The organism is Extensimonas vulgaris, from assembly GCF_003337425.1.
GTDB lineage: Bacteria > Pseudomonadota > Gammaproteobacteria > Burkholderiales > Burkholderiaceae_C > Extensimonas > Extensimonas vulgaris.
Window position 1 is genome coordinate 127,360 of record NZ_QPJU01000005.1, and the last position, 18,252, is coordinate 145,611.

The following is an 18,252-nucleotide window of genomic DNA, read 5'->3' on the forward strand; positions in this document are numbered from 1 at the left end:
GCCGCCCCATAGCGGCACTATGGGGCAAGAAGACGGTAAAAAATGGGCCGCTGCGGCACATTCGCAGCCGACGATCCCAAAGTCCGACAGGCACCTAGTGCTTGGCATAGAGACCTCCTGCGACGAAACCGGCGTGGCGCTGGTGCGCTGCGAGCCGAGCGGCGGCGTGCCGGCCTTGCTCGCGCACGCGCTGCACAGCCAGATCGCCATGCACCAGGCTTACGGCGGCGTGGTACCTGAGCTGGCGAGCCGCGACCATATCCGCCGCGTGCTGCCGCTGGCCGAGGAGGTGCTCGCGCAGGCGGGTGCGCGGCTGGCGGACGTGGACGTGGTGGCCTATACGCGCGGGCCGGGGCTGGCCGGGGCGCTGCTGGTGGGCGCGGGCGTGGCTTGCGCGCTGGCGGCGGCGCTGGGGCGGCCGGTGCTGGGCGTGCACCACCTCGAGGGGCATTTGCTCTCGCCGTTTCTGAGCGCCGACCCGCCGGAGTTTCCGTTCGTCGCGCTGCTCGTGTCGGGCGGGCACACGCAGCTCATGCGCGTCGATGGCGTAGGGCGCTACGCGCTGCTGGGCGAAACCATAGACGACGCGGCCGGCGAGGCCTTCGACAAGTCGGCCAAGCTGTTGGGCCTGGGCTACCCGGGTGGGCCGGCGCTCTCGCTGCTGGCGCAGCAGGGTGACGCCAAGGCGTTTGCGCTGCCGCGCCCGCTGCTGCACAGCGGCAACCTCGATTTTTCGTTTGCCGGGCTCAAGACCGCGGTGCTCACGCAGGCGAAGAAGCTCGGTGATGCGTTGGAGGCGCGCAAAGCCGACCTGGCCGCGAGCACCGAGGCCGCGATCGTCGATGTGCTCGTGCACAAGACGCTGGCCGCATTGCATGCGACGGGCCTCACGCGCGTGGTGGTGGCCGGCGGCGTGGGCGCGAACCGGCACCTGCGTGCGCAGCTCGATGCTGCCTGCGCGACGCGCCGCGTGCGTGTGCACTACCCCGAGCTGCACCTGTGCACCGACAACGGCGCCATGATCGCGCTGGCCGCGGCCATGCGCCTGCAGGCGGGCCGGCAGCAGGCCCACTGCGACTATGCCTTCGACGTCAAGCCGCGCTGGCCACTCGATGCGCTGGAGGCGGAAAATCCATAAAAATCGGTCTTTTTTTGATAGCTTATTGTGCTTGATAATAAAGCGCAAGTGCTGAATTTTATGCACATGATTTTGCTATCAAATAAAGAGTATTCTGGCGGGCGTCTTTACCGCGGGTTCACCACAAGGGCCCCGAGGCGATAAATTTGCCCGCCACAATCGCCCCCCATGCACAGCACATCGACCCGCACATCGACTTTGCCCGCGCGCAGCAGGGCAGGCGCGTGCGCCCGGGCCCTCTGGCGGGCGGCGTTTGGCGCGGGCCTGCTGGGCCTGCTGGTGGGCTGCGCGCACTGGGTGCCGCCCGAGCAGCCCGTGCCCGTGGTGGCGCTGCCCGCAGCGTGGTCGGCGCCCGCGGTTGCCAGCATAGATGCGGGCGTAGATCCGAGCGTTGGCGGGCCAGCGCCGGGCGCCCCCGCACCTGCCTCACCCAACTCAGCCGATGCCGCCCGCCCCGCGCTGCTGCCCGGCAACGCGGCCGCGCTCGCGCAGTGGTGGCAGCGCTTTGGCGATGCCCAGCTCAGCACGCTGGTGCAGCAGGCTTTGCAGGCCAACCCCAGCGTGCGCAGCGCGCTCGCGGCCTTGCAGCAGGCGCGGGCGCAGGTCGATGTGCAGGCCGCGGCGTTGCGGCCCAGTTTGAACGCCTCGGGCTCGGCGCAGCGCAGCCGCGCCGCGGGCCACACCGGCAACCAGTTCCAGGCCGGCTTCGACGCGAGCTGGGAGCCCGACCTGTTCGGCCGTCTGGGCAGCGCGCTGCAGGCGAGCGAGGCCGACGCACGCGCCGCCGAGGCCAACCTGGGCGCCGTGCAGGTGGCGCTCGCGGCCGAGGTGGCGGTCAACTACATCGACCTGCGCGGGCTGCAGCAGCGCCTGGGGATTGCGCGCAGCAACCTGTTGACGCAGCGCCAGACGCTGCAGCTCACCGCGTGGCGCATGCAGGCGGGCCTGACGAGCTCGCAGGAAGTGGAGCAGGCGCGCACCGTGGCCGAGCAGACGGCGGCGCTGATCCCGGCGCTGCAGGCGAGCCTGGACCAGTCGCGCCACAGCCTCGCGGTGCTCACCGGGCAGGCGCCCGCGGCGCTCGACGCGCTGCTGGCCGCGCCGGCCGCCGTGCCTGCGCCGAGTGCCGATCTGGCGCTCGAAATCCCCGCCGTGGTGCTGCGCCAGCGCCCCGACGTGCATGCTGCCGAGCAGCGCATCGCCGCAGCGCTCGCGCGCGTGCTGCAGGCCGACGCGGCGCGCTATCCGCGCTTCAACATCGCCGGCTCGCTGGGGCTGAGCGCGCTCACGCTCGGTGCGCTGGACACGGGCGAGGCCGTGACGCGCGGCCTGCTCGCGAGCGTCACGGCGCCGATCTTCGACGGCGGCGCCGCACGCGCGCAGGTGCGCGTGCAGGAGGCCGTGCTCGCGCAAGCGCGCAGCGACTACGAAGCCGCCGTGCTCACCGCGCTGCAGGACGTGGAAGACGCGCTCACGGCGCTGCGCAACGAGCGCCTGCGCCTGGCGCACCTGCAGACCGCTGCCGAGGCCGCGGGCAACGCCGCGCTGCTGGCCGAGCACAACTACCGCAGCGGCCGCATCGATTTCCAGACCCTGCTCGACACCCAACGCACGCTGCTTACGGCGCAAGACAGCGTCGCGAGCAGCGTGGCCAGCGTCGCGGCCGACCATGTGCGCCTGTACAAGGCGCTGGGCGGCGGCTGGACGAACGGCCCCGCGCCGCAGTGAGCCTTTGGCGTATCCGCACCCCGCGCGCTCCATCCACCGATCCACTGGTTTTTGCTCGTTTGGCACCACCATGACCTCTTCCGATCCCTCGGCTTCTCCTGCACCTGTCGCAGCGCCCACGGCGCAGACCCGGCCCAGTGCGGCCGAGCTGAAAAACCTGCTCGGCGACGGCCTGGTGCACCGCTGGTGGCAGCGCCCCGGCGTGTGGCTGGGTCTGTTCGCGCTCGTGCTCGTGGCGGGCGGCGCGTATTACTGGCGCGTGCAGCAAAGCGCCAGCGCCGCGCCGAGCTACGTCACCGAAGCGCTGCGCCGTGGCAACATCACGCTCAGCGTGATGGCCAACGGCATCCTGCAGCCCACGCGCTCCGTGGCCATAGGCAGCGAACTCTCGGGCACGGTGCGCGACGTGTTCGTCGATGTGAACGACCGTGTGAAAAAAGGCCAGGTGCTGATCGTGCTCGACACCGCCAAGCTCGAAGCGCAGGTGCAGCGCTCGCGCGCCACGCTCGCCGCGGCGCAGGCCAGGCTCGCGCAGGCCGCGGCCACGACCAAGGAAGCCCAGGCGAACTACGCGCGCCTGCAAGAGGTGGCGCGCCTGTCGGGCGGCAAGGTGCCCTCGGCGGCCGAGCTCGACACGGGCCTGGCAACGCTCTTGCGCGCGCAAGCCGACGAAGCCAGCGCGCGCGCGAGTGTGCAGGACGCGCGCGCGGCGCTCTCCACCGACGAGACCAACCTGTCCAAGGCCTCGATCCGCTCGCCCATCGATGGCGTGGTGCTGTCGCGCTCGGTCGAGCCTGGCAACGCCGTGGCCGCGTCGCTGCAGGCGGTGACCTTGCTCATGCTGGCCGAAGACCTGACGCACCTGCGCGTCTATGCCGACGTCGACGAGGCTGACGTGGGCGTGGTGCAGGTCGGGCAAAAATCCAGCTTCACGGTCAGCGCCTACCCCACACGGCGCTTTCCGGCCGAGGTTACGCGTGTGTCCTTCGGCTCGACCAAGACCGACAACGTGGTCACCTACACCACCTGGCTTGACGTGGACAACCACGACCTGGCCCTGCGCCCCGGCATGACAGCCACCGCGACCATCGTCGCCACCGAGCGCAAGGGCGTGCTGCTGGTGCCCAATACGGCGCTGCGCTTCACGCCCACGCAGGTGGGCGCTGCGGGCGCGGCGGGCGCGGCGTCCACGCCGGGCGCGGCAAAGTCTGGCGGCTCGGGCGGCGGCATCATGGCGCAGCTCATGCCGCACATGCCGCGCAACGCGCGCAAGGCCGGCACGGTGGCCAAAGGCCCCGCCGCGGCCGGGCCTGGCAGCAACGAGCGCCAGCTGTGGCTGCTCAAAGACGGCCAGCCGCAGCCCGTGCGCGTGCAGGTGGGCATCAGCGACGGCCGCGTGACTGAAGTCAGTGGCGACGGCCTGCAGCCCGGCATGGCCGTGATCGTCGATCAGCGCCGCGCCGGGGCCAAGCCATGAGCGCAGTGCAAGACGCCGCGCCGCCGCAGCCATCGGCGTCGCCACCACCTTCGCCGCCACCATCGCAGCCCTTGATCAGCCTGCGCGGGGTGACCAAGGTCTATGGCGAAGGGGCGCTCGCGTTCCAGGCGCTCAAGGGCATCAGCCTCGACGTGCAGCAGGGCGACTTCGTGGCCATCATGGGGCCGAGCGGCTCGGGCAAATCCACGGCCATGAACATCCTCGGCTGCCTGGACCACCCAAGCACCGGCGCGTACCTGTTTCGCGGCGTGCACGTCGAAGGGCTCACGCGCGACGAGCGTGCGCTGCTGCGGCGGCGCTACTTCGGCTTCGTGTTCCAGGGCTTTCACCTGCTGCCGCGCACCACCGCCCTCGAAAACGTCGAGCTGCCGCTGCTGTACCGCGGCGAACCCGCGGCCAAGCGCCATGCCGCGGCCGCGCAGGCGCTCGCGGACGTGGGCCTCAAGGGTTGGGAGCACCACACTTCGGCCGAGCTCTCGGGCGGGCAGCAGCAGCGCGTGGCCATCGCGCGCGCCATCGTCACGGCGCCGGCGGTGCTGCTCGCCGACGAGCCCACGGGCAACCTCGACACGCACCGCAGCCACGAAATCATGGAGCTGCTGTGGCGCCTGAACGTCGAGCACGGCATCACCGTGCTCATGGTCACGCACGAGCACGACATGGCCGACTACGCGCGGCGCATCGTGCACTTCGTCGATGGTCAGGTGGAGCGCGACGCCCCCAACCCCGCACCTTTGATGCTGCGCCCGGGCCACAAAAGCGTCACGGCGGCAGAGGCGCTGCCCACCCAGGCCAACCAGCCCGCCCCGGCTGCGGCAAGCGAGGAGGGCACCTGAGATGCTGCTGAGCACCATCCTGCTCGCGCTGCGCTCGATCCGGCGCAACCTGCTGCGCTCCTTTCTCACCGTGCTGGGCATCGTGATCGGCGTGAGCGCGGTGATCACCATGGTCACGCTGGGCAACGGCGCCACGCAGGCCATCCAGAACCAGATCGCGAGCCTGGGCACCAATTTGCTGCAGATTCGCCCCGGCCAGCGCATGGGCCCCGGCGGCAGCGGCGGCGCGCCGGCTTTCAAGGACACCGACGCCGACGCCATCGCGCAGCAGATCGGCGGCATCCTCGCCGTGGCGCCCGAGGCGCGCACCAGTACCACCGTGGTTGCGAACGGGCGCAACTGGACCACCATCGTCACGGGCAGCACCAACGCCTGGCTGCAAGTGGGCAACTGGACGGTGCGCGCGGGCCGCGACTTCAGCGACGCCGAACTGCGCGCCGGCTCGGCCGTGTGCCTGATCGGTGAGACCGTGCGGCGCGAGCTCTTTGGCGAATCGGGCGACCCGCTGGGCCAGTACCTGCGCGTGAAGGCGTTCTCGTGCGAGGTCATCGGCGTGCTGGCCTCCAAGGGGCAGGGCGCGTTCGGCAACGACCAGGACGACGTGGTGCTGATGCCGCTCAAGACCTACCAGCGCCGCGTCACGGGCAACACGCGCGTGAACACGCTGCTCGTGTCCATGCAGGACGGCAGCGACCCCGAGCGCGTCAAGGCCAGCCTGACCCAGCTGCTGCGCGAGCGGCGCAAACTTGCCGACACCGACGAGGACAACTTCAACGTGCTCGACACCAAACAGCTCGCCGACACGCTCTCGGGCACCACGCGCGTGCTCACCACCTTGCTCGGCGCCGTGGCCGCGGTGAGCCTGCTCGTGGGCGGCATAGGCATCATGAATATCATGCTCGTGAGCGTGACCGAGCGCACGCGCGAAATCGGCCTGCGTCTGGCCATTGGCGCGCTCGAGAGCGAGGTGCTGATGCAGTTCCTGATCGAGGCCGTGGTGCTGGCCGCGCTCGGTGGCCTCGTGGGCATCGTGCTCGCGGCGCTGGCCTCGCTCGGGCTGGCCTTTCTGATGGGCGTGCCCTACACGGTGAACGTGGGCGTGAATCTGCTTTCGTTCGCGTTTTCGGCGGCCATAGGCGTGGTGTTCGGCTACTTCCCGGCCCGCCGCGCCGCGCGCCTCGATCCGATCGAGGCGCTGCGGCACGAGTGAAAACGAAGCAGAAAAGGCTTACGGCTGCGCGCCGCGCGCGAACTCTGCGCGCGAGAGCATGCCGTTGTGGTCGGTGTCCAGCGCCTGGAAGCGCTGGCCGATCGCGGGCAGCGTGGCGGCCTCCTGCGGGCTCAGCTGGCCATCACGGTTGGCGTCGGCGCGCTCGAAGGCTTCTTCCACGGCATCGGCCTGGTTGCTGGCCTGGCCTTCCTTGGGCGCACCGGTCTGGTTACCCTCCGGTTTGGCGCCCTGTGCATTCGAGCGCGGCGCCGATTTTTCTGACGACCCTGCCGGCCCCCACTGCGGCGCGGGTGCGTTGCCCTGCGCCTGCGCCGCGCCCAGGCCGCCCAGGGTCAGGGCTGCAAAAAGCATCACGCTGCGTGTCTCGAACGGGAAAAGGCATCGTTGCTGTGCTTTCATGAAAGCTCCTTTCAAACAAGTGGTTGAACGAGGCTTCATTGCACCGCAGCAAAGCGGGCAGGGCCAGCAATCTTTCCTGCTGTTGCCTGCGTCCACATTTTTCTGCCTTGTGTAACGCCGGCGCAAAGGCGTTGTGTCGCTTATTTTTTCATAGCAGCTTGCGCAGGATAAATAAGCGCAAAGTGCCAAAAACGTTCATAGTCCGTGTTGCGACCCATGCCCAAGGTACGCCGGCCGCGCGCGGGTCTTTGACTTGCTGGGGGCGTCGCAGAAAACGGCGAACGGAGCACGCCAAGCCGCGAGCCTGTATCGCCGGCCTGCAAGCCAGCTTGCCCATGAATACAAAAAATTGTATATTTCGTGCATGGCCGACACCAAGCCCATCGAGTTTCGGGGGAAATCCCTTGATGACCTCCGCGCCTTTCCTCTCTCGGCCAGGCGTGAAGCAGGTCATCAGCTCGATTTGGTGCAGAACGGCCAGGAGCCGCACGACTGGAAGCCCATGAACACCGTGGGCCAAGGTGTGAAGGAGATTCGGATTCGGGATGCCACCGGTGCATTTCGGATCATCTACGTTGCCAAGTTTGCCGATGCGGTCTATGTGCTTCACTGCTTCCAGAAGAAAACGGCGAAGACCAGCAAGACCGATCTAGACTTGGCCGCCAAGCGTTACCGCGACTTGTTGAAGGAGCTAGACCCATGAGCAAGCAACGATTTGCCAGCGTCTGGGATGCCATCGAAGACACCCCGGAAGAGGCGGAAAACATGAAGCTGCGTTCCACCCTGATGATGGCGCTGAAGAACCACCTTACACGCACCGAAATGAGCCAAGCGCAAGCGGCCAAGCTCTTCGGCGTGACGCAACCGCGTATTTCCGACCTGATGCGCGGCAAGATCAACCTCTTCAGTCTCGATGCGCTGGTGAACATGGCGACGGCCGCCGGACTGCACATCGAAATGCGGGTGCTCGAAGATGCTTGAGCTTCGAGAAACTCGCTGCTGTGCGCTTCTCCCCACGAGATTTGTCGCGGCGATGGTGTGCGGCCGCGCTTTTCTCAGCCTGCACGGCGTTCAACCCAGATTGTCCATTAGGCGGTGCTGCGCACCTACGCGGGCGTTGGCGGACGGCTGCCGGTCATTTTGGCCGCGGCTTCGGCGTCCATGGCACTGGCCATGGACTTCTCACCCGCGACCAAACTGCCACGCCAGCCGCCTCGCCACCATCCCGCGTCCTAACGAACCATCTGGGTTCAAAAAACATAGCTGCCCAGCTAAGCCATAAGCGCCTGGCGGCTTTTTGCGTCAATCTCACCGGCAAGCAAGCATGCCCCGCGTTCGAATCACTGCCCCGCCCACCACGCCGCCTGCGGTTTCGCGCTTGCGCTTTGCGCTCGTGGGCACGCTGTTCAGCCTCGTGTGGAGTTCGGCTTTCATCGCGGGCAAGGTCGGCATGGCGGCGAGCGGGCCCTTGACCTTGCTGAGCCTGCGCTTTTTGCTCGCGGGGCTGCTGGTGTGGCCGATCGCCCGTCTGCGGGCTGGCACGTCCGGTGGTGTGCAGGGTGCCGGCGCCCCGGGACGGCCCGAGCGCGCGCCCAAGGCGCAGCAGCTGCGCGATGCGCTCGTGGCGCTGCTTGCGGGCTTGCTCAACAACGCCGTCTATCTGGGGCTCGCGTTCGTGGGCATGCGCACGGTGCCTGCAGGGCTCACCACCATCGTCGTGAGCACCAGCCCTTTGATGACCTCGGCGCTCGCGGCGCTGGCGCTGCGCGAGCGGCTCGGCTGGCGCGCCGCCGCGGGGCTCGCCGCGGGTTTTGCGGGCGTGGTCTGGATCATGCGTGCGCGGGCGCTTTCGGGGTCTGCCGACCTGCACGGCGTGGCGCTGATCCTGCTGGGCACGGTGGCCTTGTCGGTTTCGACCTTGCTGTACCGAAAGATCGCGGGCCGGCTCGATCCGTGGCGCATCGCGTTGATCCAACTACCGGCGAGCGGCCTCGTGCTGCTGCCGCTCGCCTGGTGGCGCGAGGGGCTGGTCGTGCTGCCGAGCGCGGCATTTTTCGGCAGCCTGCTGTACCTCGCGGTGGTGGTTTCGATCGGCACCACCTTGATGCTGCTGTGGCTGGTGCGCCACGGCGGCGCCAGCCGCGCGAGCAGCTTCCACTTGCTGAATCCGCTTTTCGGCACCTTGCTCGCGGTGCTGCTGCTCGGCGAGCATGTTCCCGCATCCGATCTGCTCGGCGCGCTGCCCATCATGGCCGGACTGGGCCTGGTACTGCGGCCACGGCGAACTTGAACCGTCGCGGCGATGGCGGTGGATTCAGCCTGCGCGGTTCGAGCCATCATTTCAAAACCATAGCTGCTCACGCAAGTTAGACGCGCGCTAGCAGCCTGTCGGACTTTGGGCGTCGAAAGCGAGAAGGTGCCCCAGCGAGGCCAGTTTTTGCCGGATTCGCCGCCCCATAGCGGGGCTATGGGGCAAGAAGACGGTAACAAATGGGCCGCTGCGGCACATTCGCAGCCGACGATTCCAAAGTCCGACAGGCTGCTAGAGCCGAATTTCGCACTCAATCCCGCGTCACGCGCAGCACTTCCTCGCGGCTCGTGATGCCTGCGGCGATCAGGCGTTCGCCGTCGTCGCGCATCAGCGTCATGCCGGCGGCGAGGGCGCTGGCGCGGATGGCGGCTTCGGGCGCCTGCGCGTGGATTTGCGCGCGGATGGCCTCGTCGGCCACGAGCAGCTCGAACACGCCCGTGCGCCCCGCGTAGCCGGTGTGGCCGCAGGCGTCGCAGCCCTGGCCGTGGCAGGCGCTGCAGTATTTGCGCACCAGGCGCTGCGCGAGCACGCCCAGCAGCGAGCTGCTGAGCAGGAACGGCTCCACGCCCATGTCGTTCAGGCGCGTGACGGCGCTTGCGGCGTCGTTGGTGTGCAGCGTGGCGAGCACGAGGTGGCCTGTGAGGCTGGCCTGGATCGCGATCTGCGCGGTCTCGAAGTCGCGGATCTCGCCGATCATGATCACGTCCGGGTCCTGGCGCAGGATGGCGCGCAGGGCCTTGGCGAAGGTCAGGTCGATCTTGGGGTTGACCTGCGTCTGGCCCACGCCGGGCAGCTCATACTCGATCGGGTCTTCCACCGTCATGATGTTGCTGTGCGTGGCGTCCAGGCGCGCGAGCGCGGCGTACAGCGTGGTCGTCTTGCCCGAGCCCGTGGGGCCGGTGACGAGGATGATGCCGTGCGGCTGCGCGATCAGCGCCTCGAAGCGGCGCAGCACTTCGCCCTGCATGCCCACGGCTTCGAGGCTCAGGCGGCTTTCGCTCTTGTCGAGCAGGCGCAGCACGGCGCGCTCGCCGTGCGCGCTGGGCAGCGTGGAGACGCGCACGTCGATGGCGCGCGTGCCCAGGCGCAGGCTGATGCGGCCGTCTTGCGGCAGGCGCTTTTCGGCGATGTCGAGGTCGGCCATGATCTTCAGGCGCGAGATCAGCGCCGCGTGCAGCGCGCGGTGCGGCTGCACCACTTCGCGCAGGTTGCCGTCGATGCGAAAACGCACGCTGCTGTGGCGCTCGTAGGGCTCGATGTGGATGTCGCTCGCGCCGTCGCGCGCGGCCTGCGTGAGCAGCGCGTTGAGCATGCGGATGATGGGCGCGTCGTCGGCGGCTTCGAGCAGGTCTTCGACGGCGGGGAGCTCCTGCATCAGGCGCGAGAGGTCGGCGTCGGATTCGAGCTCGCTGACCACGGTGGCGGCGCTCGATTCGCCCTGCGCGTAGGCCGCGCTGATGCGCTGCGCCAGGCCCGCGGCGTCGAGCGGCTGCACGCGGCGCACGGCATGTTTGCGCAGCACTTCGCCGAGCGCGCCGGCGTCGGGCGTGGGGCCGTGCCAGAGCACGGGCTGCTGGCCGTCGTCTTCGAGCAGCAGTTGCGCGCTGCGTGCGAATGCGTAGGGCAGGGGGTAGCGCATGGGGCTTTACTGGCTGCTGCCGGCGGGGGCGGTGTTCTGCGGGGCGGCTGGTGTGGCGGGTGGAACGGCGGCAGGCGTGGCGGTAGGCGTGGCGGGCGTGGCACCCGTGGCCGGCGCCGCCTTGGTGGGCTGCATGGGCAGCGCGGGCAGCACGGGCGCGCCCGAGACGGCGTTGAGCAGCGCGCGCTGCTCGGGCTGCGCGGCCTGCTGCACGGCGCGGATGGCATCGTAGCGGTCGGTCATGAGCGCGTCGCTCGTCGCGGCGTCGCGCACCACGATGGGACGCAGGAACACCATCAGATTGGTCTTGGTGCGCGTGCGGTTGGTGTTGCGAAACAGGTTGCCCAGGCCCGGAATGTCGCCCAGGAGCGGCACCTTGTCGTCGGCCTGCGCGTAGCTGTCTTCGAGCAGGCCGCCGATGACGATGATGCCGCCGTCATCGACCAGCACGTTGGATTCGATCGAGCGCTTGCTCGTGGTGGGGCCGTTCGGGTCTTTGAGCGTGGCGCTGTCGATCTTCGAGACCTCCTGGTAGATCGACATTCTCACGGTGCCGTTTTCGTTGATCGTGGGGCGCACGCGCAGCATCAGGCCCACGTCCCGGCGCTCCACCGTGGTGAATGGGTTCACGGTGCTGCTGCCCGTGCTGTTGGCGTAGGAGCCGGTCACGAAGGGCACGTTGCTGCCCACGACGATGGCGGCCTCTTCGTTGTCCAGCGTCATCAGGTTGGGCGTGGAGAGCACGTTGGCGTCGCCGCTGTTTTCCAAAAAGTTGGCGAGCATGCCGAGGTAATACTTCCCGGCCACGCGCGGCGCGATGGCCAGGTTCATGCCATTGGCCAGCGAGGTGATGCCTGCGACCGAATTGCTCGCGATCGCGCTCGTGACGTTCAGGATGTTGGCGCCGCTGTTGTTTGAGTTGGTGCCTATGGCGCCTACGGTGCCGTCGCCCTTGTTGCCAAGGATGGCCTGCCACTGCACGCCGAATTCGGCCAGCTTGCTTGCCGAGACTTCGACGATCAGGCTCTCGACCAGCACCTGCGCGCGCCGCCCGTCGAGTTGGTCGATCACGTTGCGCAGCTGGCGGTACAGCGGCTCGGGCGCGGTGATGATGAGCGAGTTGGTCGTCGGGTCGGCCTGGATCATGCCGCCCGTGGAGGGCTGATTGGCACTGCCGCTGGCGCCCAAAGTGGCGCCGCTGCCCAGGCCCGCGCCCATGGCGCCGCTGCCCTGGCTGCCGCCCAGGCCCGTGGCGGCTGCTGTGCGCAGCATGGGGGTGCCGCCGGTGGCGGCTGCCGCAGCACCGCCGCCGGCGCTGGCATTGCCGCCCGTGTCCATCGCGGCGACGGCGGCGCGCAGCGTGGCGGCGAGCTTCACGGCGTCGGCGTTCTTCAGATACACCACGTGGATGTTGCCGCTCGCGGCGCTGCTGCCGGGCAGCGGCGGCTGGTCGAGCTTTTGCACCAGCGCACGCACGAGCGCCACGCGCGCGGGGTTGGCCGCGCGCAGGATCAGCGCGTTGCTGCGCGGCTCGGCGAGCAAGGTGGTTTTGAACGCGCCGTCGCCCTGGCCCGGCGCCTGCCCTGGCGCCGCCGCGGCGGCGGCGGTGCTGCTGCCTTCGATCAGGCGCGACACCAGCGGCGCGAGGTCGGTGGCGATGGCGTTTCTGAGCGGGATCACCTCGACGTCGCTCGCGTTCGCCACGTCCATCGCCGCGATGATGCGCGCAATGCGCTGCAGGTTGTCGGCGTAGTCGGTGATGACCAGCGCGTTCGTGCCGGGGCTCACGTTGATGGTGTTGTTCGGGCTGATCAGGGGGCGCAGCACAGGCACCAGATTGTTCGCGTTTTCGTAGTTGAGCTTGAAGATCTGCGTGACGATCTGCCCGCCGCTGGGCACGCCTGCCGTCGCACCGCCGCGCGAGCTGCCGCCCGAGACGGCCACGCTGCCGCCCTGCAGCTTGGCCTCGGCCTCGGGCACGACCTTGTAGAGCCCGGCCGACTCGACCACCGTGAAGCCCTGCAGGCGCAGCGCCGCGAGGAATTGCTGAAACGCCGCTGCCGGCGGCACGGGGTGCTCGGTCACGAGGTTGAGCTGGCCCTTGACGCGCGGATCGACGACCACGTTGCGCCCCGTGATCGTGGCCATGGTGCGTGCCACGGCCTCGATCTCGGCGTTCACGAAGTTGAGCGTCACGGGCTCGCCGGGGCGCACGCTGCCTGCGCCGGCAGCATTCACCGCGGCCTTGGACGCGCCCGCGTTTTGGGCATGAATTGGGCCGCTTGCGCTTATCAGTAAAGCGCTGGCAGCTATCGAAGTCAAAGCAAAATGCCAGGGTCTGGTGCAGTGTTTGATGCTTGATGCGACCAATAAAACCGATGAATTTTTGGTCTGGGCAAGGCGCAAACCGCAGCGATACCGGGCGGTATCGCGAGGATTTGCAACGCGGCCCAGGCCGAAAAGACGCGGTTTTATGTCGCAGATAGCGTCGAACACTGCACTAGCAGCCTGTCGGACTTTGGGCGTCGATAGCGAGAAGGCGCCCCGGCGAGGCCAGTTTTTGCCGGATTCGCCGCCCCATAGCGGGACTATGGGGCAAGAAGGCGGTAAAAAATGGGCCGCTGCGGCGCATTCGCAGCCGACGATTCCAAAGTCCGACAGGCTGCTAGGCAACAGGGGAGCAAACGAAGAGCGCATACGGTCAACCCAAGGAGAGGAGGGCGCGCGCACCGTCGCGCCGCCCGAGGATGTTCAGCAGATTGTCGAGCGCCGCGGCGCGCTCGGGCGTGGCGCTGGCCTCGCCCGAAAAGCGCAGCCGCTGGCCTACCCATTGGCCCGCGCCCTGCAGACGCAGCGCGCCGTCGAGCGTGCTGAGCTGCAGCGTGGGCACTTCGCCCCCTTGCAGCACCAGCCGGTAGCTGCCCAGCGGCCGCAGCGTGGCCAGGCGCGAGGAAAAGTCGAGCAGGTCGAGCTGCGCCTGCCCCTGCAGCAGCAGCCGGCCCGCGGCCCACGTGGCTTGCAGCCCTTGCGTGCGCAGCACCAGCCGGCCTTGCGGCTGCAGGCTGTTCCACGGCGCGCCCAGCCCTGCGAGCACGGCCGCGGGCCAGTCGCTTTGCTGGTCTTGCACGCGGGCAGCGGCGCCGCCCCAGCGGGGGCGCAGCTGCACTTGCAGCGGTGCGGCAGTGCAGCAGTCGGCCTGCAATTGCAGCTGCAAGCCGTGCAGGCCGGGGCGCAGCCGCCAGTGCACGCGGCCCGGCAGCGCGGCGCGGTCGCGGCTCGCGGGGCCGCCGCTGAGCGCGAACTGCGCCGATCCCGTCCACACCGTGCCGCGCGCCTGCAGCAGCAGCACGCGCCCCGCACTCGCGCGCGCCACGCCCTGCGCGAGCCACTGCGCGGGCGCAAACACCGCGAGCGCAGCGAGCAGCCCCACACCGGCGCCCGCCGCAGCCCAGCCCCAGGGAACGCGCGGCGCGGCAGCCAGGCGCGCGGACGCGGGTTGGGTGCGCGCGGGTGGGCGGGGTGGGCGGGGTGGAAGGGGCACAGTGGAGCGAGCCATGGTCGAGCTTCAGTTTGCCGGTGGCTGCGGCAAGGCCAGCACCAGCGTGCCGTCCCAACGCGGCTCGGCGCCAGCCCCCGCAGATGCAGCAGCGCTGCGTGTGAGGCGCGCTTCGACAGGCGTGGCGTGCGCGTTGCTGCGCGCCTGCAGCAGCCATTGCGCGAGCGCCTGCGCCGGAGCAGCTTGCAACGTGACGGTGGCGCGCTCGCCCAGCAGGTTGAGCTGCGCGCTGCCGCCCAGGGTTTGCGCGAGGCTGCGGCGCAGCGCGGCTGGCGCGTCGCCGGGGTCGTTGTGCGCTTGCGCCTGCAGTTGCTGCGCCTCGGCCTGCAGCGCGCGCAGGTGCTGCAGCTGCGCGTCGAGCTGCGCGTGGCGCGCGGGGGCGCGGTGCAACGTATCGAGTGCCGGCGCCAGCGCGAGCCACCACAGCAGCGCGAGCGCGAGCACGATGGCGGCCACGCGCACGAGTGCACGTTCGCGCGCGCCGAGTGTTTGCCAACGGTCTTGCAGCGCCTGTCGCAAAGGGGAAGTGGGCATTGGACTCGTCATGGGGTTTTCGCCGCGCGCACGATCAGGGCGCCGTCTTCGAGGCGGCTGTCGTAGCCTGCGGCGGCAAGGCGCGTGCGCAGGGCGGATGTATCTTCGGCGCCGGGAGCGAGGCCGCGCAGGCGCAGCTCGCCAAGGCTGTATTCGATGGCCGTGGGCAGCTGGCCCGCTGGCAGGGCTGCAGCCGCTGCAGCGAGCATGGGTTCGAGGTCGCGTGCCGACACGGCGCCCGCGCGCTGGCGCAGCACGTCGAGCTCGCGCTCCATCTGCGCGGGCGCATCGACCACCACCTTGACCTGCGGAAAGCTCGTGGTGAGCGTGGCGCGCACGGCGGCTTCTTTGGCCGCGAGCGCGTGGCGCTCCTGCCAGGCCCAGGCGTTGAGCCCCATGAGGTGCGCCGCCACGAGCACGCCCGCGCCCCAGCGCGCGGCGCGCCATTGCGGCGCGTGCCAAAAGGCATTCACCGCGCCGCCGAGCTTGCGCGCCAGGCGCGTGCGCGCCGTGCTTGCGAGGTCGAACTGCGCCAGATCCCAACGGCCGCGCGCCGCGGCGAGTGCACGCGCGCTCGCGGTGTGCAGCGTGACCGGCGAGCCCAGCAGCTTTTCGGCGAGCGCAGCCACCGCAGGCTCGGCAAGCACGGGTGCGGCGGCGTTCGAATCACCGCCCGGCGCGGCGACGAGCACGGGTGCGGCCCATTGGTGCCAGCTTTCGGGTGACAGCGGGAGCGCGAGCACGGCCTGCCCGGTGCCGTGGCCGCAAATGACGAGCCAGGGGTCTTCAGGCGCGCCTAGCAGCCTGTCGGACTTTGGAATCGTCGGCTGCGAATGCGCCGCAGCGGCCCATTTTTTACCGTCTTCTTGCCCCATAGTCCCGCTATGGGGCGGCGAATTCGGCAAAAACTGGCCTCGCTGGGGCACATTCTCGCTTTCGACGCCCAAAGTCCGACAGGCTGCTAGCACATGCACTTCGGCCGTACCGCTGGCCGTGGCGCCGGGGGCGAATTCGGGCACCACGCGCGCCACGGGGCGGCCTGCGGCTTCGAGCGCCTGCAGGTGCGCGCGCAGCCAGGTGCGCTCGCACACGGCGACCCACAGCGGCGCGCCCGCGCGCGCTGCTGCCGCGGCGTCGGGCGCCACGGCAAAGTGCAGTTGCGCAGGCTCGTCGAGCAGCCGGTCTTCGAGCAGGCCTTCGAGCACCTTGCGCAGGCGCGCCGCAGCCGTGCCCATGCCCGTGGGCAGCGCGCCGGAAAGACCGGCAGGCGCCACACCCGCAGGCAGCTGCACGCGCTGCCACGACAGCGCCTGCACCGGCACCACGACCACCACCTCGCCGCCGGCGCGCGCCGGCGCGGGCAGCAGCGCCGCCGCGGCCGCGCCATGCTGCAGCGCCGTGTGGCCGTCGGCCGTGAGGGTGTAGGCATACGCGAGGCCGGGCCCAGGCAGGGTCGGCGGGGCGGGCAGGGAAACGATCAGCGTGCTCATGGGGCGGTAGGAGGGCGGGCCATTTTAGGGGCTCACTGTGTCGGGAGCGCCGGCGCTGCCTGCGACCAGCGGGAAGGCGCCGCGCTCGCTCCAGAGCGTGCGCACGTTGACGCCCTGGCGGTACAGCAGCGAGCGCTGGCCCACGACGATCTCGCCCAGGCGCAACTGCCCGCGCGCCTCGAAAAAGGCCGAGGCCACGCTGTGCAGACTGTCGCTGACCACGGCCTTGGGGCCGAGCCGGTCGCGCACTTCATTGAGGTTGCTGAAATGGCGCCCCGCGCGCGCCTGCACCAGCCTTTGCGCGTCGGCGCGGTCGGCGCCCTCGATGGCGGCTTGCAGCACTTCTGCGGGTGCGGTGTTGAGGTTCACGGGCGTTTGCAGCGGCAGCAGCACCACGTAGGGCGCGAGCGCAGCCACCGTGGCGGGCGACAAGCCCAGCCAGCCCAGCTGCGCCACGCTGGGCGGCAGCAGCGGCGCGTCGCTCTCGGCGCTGGCCGGCGCTTGCGTCTGCAGCAAGGCCTGCACCAGCAGGTCGAGCTCGGATGCAGGCAGGCCCAGGTTGGCGAACAGGCGCTCGAACTGGTGCAGCGCCGCATCCTGCACTTTGCCGCCGAGCACGAGGTTGGTGAGGTTCAGGCGCCCTTGCAGGTCGATGATCTGGCCCGACAGAAAGGCATCGCTGAGGTCGGTGCTCGCGTCCTCGGGTGGGGCGGCGTTGCCTTCGCCTGCCAGAAACGAAGACAGGCGCGCCTCCTGCAGCGGCATGGCCCAGGGCTCGCCCAGGTGGTCGGCGCCGCCTGCGAGCGCATCCTGGCGCAGGATCAGGCGCGACCAGTCGAGCGCGCCGAGCATGATCCACGCGGCCTGCACGCGCGCGCGCTCGGCGGTTTCGACCTCCACGGCGCGCCACTGCTGCCACAGCGCCGTCGCCGCGAGCGTGGCCACCAGCGTCACCGTGAGCATGGCTGCGAGCAGCGCCGCGCCGCGCTGCCTGGCCCGCGGCGGCGCGGGGCGCTTGGCGCGCATGGGCGGTTGGGGCAGCATGGGCCGCGGCGCTTGGCTTTTGCGCGCGCTCATGCTTTTGCGCGCGCTCATGACTTGCCGCCTCCGAGCAGCGGGCTGGCCCAGTCGCGCGTGATCTGGCCCGCGAGCGCCTGCCCCGGGCTAGGCGTGAGCAGCAGGCGCACGCCGTCGGGCATGGTCGAAGTAGCCGTGGTGCCGGGCGTGCCCAGCAGTGGTAATCCGGCAGCGCCTGGGCTTGCGCTGGTGGGCTGCGCGGCGCCGCTGCTCGAGAGCGGGTTCGACCAGGCATTGCCGCGGAAGTAAAAAATCTGCCAGCCGTCTATGGGCAGCAGCGCCACTTCGCGCTGCTGGTCGGCGCTGCCGGGGTTGCGCGCCCATTGCGCGGCCTGCTGCCAGGCCTGCTGCCACGCGGCGCGCGTGCGCAGCGGGGGCGACTGCCAGCGCAGCCACTGCGCGCCGCTGGGCGTGGCGCGGCGCGTCCAGGCGACCACGAGCGCGCCCTCGTCGCCGGGCGCGCTGCTGCGCCGCGTGATGCGCAGCACCTGGCCGTCCCAGTCTATGGGCACGGCGGTGGGCAGCGCGAGCATGGCGTCGAGGTCTGCGCCCCACTGGCCCAGCGCCGTCTGCAACACCAGCAGCGCGTCGGCGCGGGTGCGCGTTTGCTCCTGCGTGCGCAGCATGCCGTCGATGCCGCGCCAGCTCATGAGCGCCATCAGCGCCATGATCACCAGCGCCACGAGCAGCTCGATCAGGGTGAAGCCGCGTGGGGTGCGTAGGGAGCGCATATGAACCGACAGCACGCCGCGCGCCTGGGCTTTGCGCAATGCAGGGCGCGGGAATGGGGGAAATGCGATGCAGCGCAAGGCGTT

At 69.8% G+C, this 18,252-nt stretch carries 16 protein-coding genes; 8 read left to right on the plus strand and 8 right to left on the minus strand.

Annotation, left to right across the window (positions count from 1 at the left end; all coding sequences use genetic code 11):
- The first annotated feature begins 73 nt into the window (after positions 1 to 73).
- From tsaD to DFR45_RS08895, 5 genes are all read left to right on the plus strand, one after another.
- Positions 74 to 1,138: a tRNA (adenosine(37)-N6)-threonylcarbamoyltransferase complex transferase subunit TsaD gene (tsaD, locus tag DFR45_RS08875; RefSeq protein ID WP_241659409.1), complete on the plus strand. Its 1,065-nt coding sequence runs from the start codon at positions 74 to 76 to the stop codon at positions 1,136 to 1,138.
- Positions 1,139 to 1,306: 168 nt separating this feature from the next.
- Entirely contained in the window at positions 1,307 to 2,866 is a 1,560-nt protein-coding gene (locus DFR45_RS08880) for an efflux transporter outer membrane subunit (protein ID WP_114483347.1), read from the plus strand.
- Between the two features lie 70 nt (positions 2,867 to 2,936).
- Entirely contained in the window at positions 2,937 to 4,343 is a 1,407-nt protein-coding gene (locus DFR45_RS08885) for an efflux RND transporter periplasmic adaptor subunit (protein WP_114483348.1), read from the plus strand.
- On the plus strand, positions 4,340 to 5,200 hold the full coding sequence (locus tag DFR45_RS08890) for an ABC transporter ATP-binding protein (RefSeq protein WP_114483349.1): 861 nt from the start codon (positions 4,340 to 4,342) through the stop codon (positions 5,198 to 5,200). Before DFR45_RS08885 ends, DFR45_RS08890 begins: the two co-directional genes overlap by 4 nt.
- A gap of 1 nt (position 5,201) precedes the next feature.
- Positions 5,202 to 6,410: an ABC transporter permease gene (locus DFR45_RS08895; RefSeq protein ID WP_114483350.1), complete on the plus strand. Its 1,209-nt coding sequence runs from the start codon at positions 5,202 to 5,204 to the stop codon at positions 6,408 to 6,410.
- A gap of 18 nt (positions 6,411 to 6,428) precedes the next feature.
- On the opposite strand, the gene DFR45_RS08900 is transcribed toward DFR45_RS08895, so the two are convergent.
- Positions 6,429 to 6,830, minus strand: coding sequence for an EF-hand domain-containing protein (locus tag DFR45_RS08900; RefSeq protein ID WP_114483351.1), 402 nt, complete (start codon positions 6,828 to 6,830; stop codon positions 6,429 to 6,431).
- Between the two features lie 364 nt (positions 6,831 to 7,194).
- Here DFR45_RS08900 and DFR45_RS08905 point away from each other — a divergent pair, with 364 nt between their 5' ends.
- From DFR45_RS08905 to DFR45_RS08915, 3 genes are all read left to right on the plus strand, one after another.
- A complete protein-coding gene (locus DFR45_RS08905; RefSeq protein WP_114483352.1) occupies positions 7,195 to 7,533 on the plus strand; it encodes a type II toxin-antitoxin system RelE/ParE family toxin in 339 nt (112 codons plus the stop codon).
- Positions 7,530 to 7,811 (plus strand): helix-turn-helix domain-containing protein, encoded by a 282-nt coding sequence (locus DFR45_RS08910; protein WP_114483353.1) that lies wholly within the window; start codon positions 7,530 to 7,532, stop codon positions 7,809 to 7,811. The genes DFR45_RS08905 and DFR45_RS08910 overlap by 4 nt, the downstream gene beginning before the upstream one ends.
- 343 nt (positions 7,812 to 8,154) lie before the next feature.
- A complete protein-coding gene (locus DFR45_RS08915; RefSeq protein WP_114483354.1) occupies positions 8,155 to 9,120 on the plus strand; it encodes a DMT family transporter in 966 nt (321 codons plus the stop codon).
- A gap of 271 nt (positions 9,121 to 9,391) precedes the next feature.
- On the opposite strand, the gene DFR45_RS08920 is transcribed toward DFR45_RS08915, so the two are convergent.
- The 7 genes from DFR45_RS08920 to DFR45_RS08955 all read right to left on the minus strand — a co-directional run bounded on the left by DFR45_RS08920 (position 9,392) and on the right by DFR45_RS08955 (position 18,168).
- Positions 9,392 to 10,780, minus strand: coding sequence for a GspE/PulE family protein (locus DFR45_RS08920; protein ID WP_114483355.1), 1,389 nt, complete (start codon positions 10,778 to 10,780; stop codon positions 9,392 to 9,394).
- 6 nt (positions 10,781 to 10,786) lie between these two features.
- Complete coding sequence (gene gspD / locus DFR45_RS08925) at positions 10,787 to 13,135, minus strand: type II secretion system secretin GspD (RefSeq protein WP_114483439.1); 2,349 nt, start codon at positions 13,133 to 13,135, stop codon at positions 10,787 to 10,789.
- 346 nt (positions 13,136 to 13,481) lie between these two features.
- Positions 13,482 to 14,336 carry a type II secretion system protein N gene (gspN, locus tag DFR45_RS08930; RefSeq protein WP_114483356.1) on the minus strand — a complete coding sequence of 285 codons (855 nt, stop codon included), beginning with the start codon at positions 14,334 to 14,336 and terminating at the stop codon, positions 13,482 to 13,484.
- A 9-nt stretch (positions 14,337 to 14,345) separates the two neighbouring features.
- Positions 14,346 to 14,870 (minus strand): type II secretion system protein GspM, encoded by a 525-nt coding sequence (gene gspM, locus DFR45_RS08935; RefSeq protein ID WP_241659402.1) that lies wholly within the window; start codon positions 14,868 to 14,870, stop codon positions 14,346 to 14,348.
- Between the two features lie 8 nt (positions 14,871 to 14,878).
- Positions 14,879 to 16,360, minus strand: a complete 1,482-nt coding sequence (gspL, locus tag DFR45_RS14700) for a type II secretion system protein GspL (RefSeq protein WP_241659401.1) — start codon at positions 16,358 to 16,360, stop codon at positions 14,879 to 14,881.
- Between the two features lie 24 nt (positions 16,361 to 16,384).
- A complete protein-coding gene (gspK, locus tag DFR45_RS08950) occupies positions 16,385 to 17,386 on the minus strand; it encodes a type II secretion system minor pseudopilin GspK (RefSeq protein WP_158636991.1) in 1,002 nt (333 codons plus the stop codon).
- 65 nt (positions 17,387 to 17,451) lie between these two features.
- Complete coding sequence (locus DFR45_RS08955) at positions 17,452 to 18,168, minus strand: PulJ/GspJ family protein (RefSeq protein ID WP_114483442.1); 717 nt, start codon at positions 18,166 to 18,168, stop codon at positions 17,452 to 17,454.
- Between the last annotated feature and the right edge of the window lie 84 nt (positions 18,169 to 18,252).

What these genes read in the sequence shown, in the direction of transcription:
- DFR45_RS08900 (WP_114483351.1), bottom strand. Translation starts at nt 6,830, where the DNA reads ATGAAAGCACAGCAACGATGCCTTTTCCCGTTCGAGACACGCAGCGTG.
- DFR45_RS08890 (WP_114483349.1), top strand. Translation starts at nt 4,340, where the DNA reads ATGAGCGCAGTGCAAGACGCCGCGCCGCCGCAGCCATCGGCGTCGCCA.
- gspN (WP_114483356.1), bottom strand. Translation starts at nt 14,336, where the DNA reads ATGGCTCGCTCCACTGTGCCCCTTCCACCCCGCCCACCCCGCCCACCC.
- DFR45_RS08910 (WP_114483353.1), top strand. Translation starts at nt 7,530, where the DNA reads ATGAGCAAGCAACGATTTGCCAGCGTCTGGGATGCCATCGAAGACACC.
- gspM (WP_241659402.1), bottom strand. Translation starts at nt 14,870, where the DNA reads ATGCCCACTTCCCCTTTGCGACAGGCGCTGCAAGACCGTTGGCAAACA.
- DFR45_RS08905 (WP_114483352.1), top strand. Translation starts at nt 7,195, where the DNA reads ATGGCCGACACCAAGCCCATCGAGTTTCGGGGGAAATCCCTTGATGAC.
- gspK (WP_158636991.1), bottom strand. Translation starts at nt 17,386, where the DNA reads ATGCGCGCCAAGCGCCCCGCGCCGCCGCGGGCCAGGCAGCGCGGCGCG.
- DFR45_RS08885 (WP_114483348.1), top strand. Translation starts at nt 2,937, where the DNA reads ATGACCTCTTCCGATCCCTCGGCTTCTCCTGCACCTGTCGCAGCGCCC.
- DFR45_RS08955 (WP_114483442.1), bottom strand. Translation starts at nt 18,168, where the DNA reads ATGCGCTCCCTACGCACCCCACGCGGCTTCACCCTGATCGAGCTGCTC.
- DFR45_RS08895 (WP_114483350.1), top strand. Translation starts at nt 5,202, where the DNA reads ATGCTGCTGAGCACCATCCTGCTCGCGCTGCGCTCGATCCGGCGCAAC.
- DFR45_RS08915 (WP_114483354.1), top strand. Translation starts at nt 8,155, where the DNA reads ATGCCCCGCGTTCGAATCACTGCCCCGCCCACCACGCCGCCTGCGGTT.
- gspL (WP_241659401.1), bottom strand. Translation starts at nt 16,360, where the DNA reads ATGAGCACGCTGATCGTTTCCCTGCCCGCCCCGCCGACCCTGCCTGGG.
- DFR45_RS08920 (WP_114483355.1), bottom strand. Translation starts at nt 10,780, where the DNA reads ATGCGCTACCCCCTGCCCTACGCATTCGCACGCAGCGCGCAACTGCTG.
- DFR45_RS08880 (WP_114483347.1), top strand. Translation starts at nt 1,307, where the DNA reads ATGCACAGCACATCGACCCGCACATCGACTTTGCCCGCGCGCAGCAGG.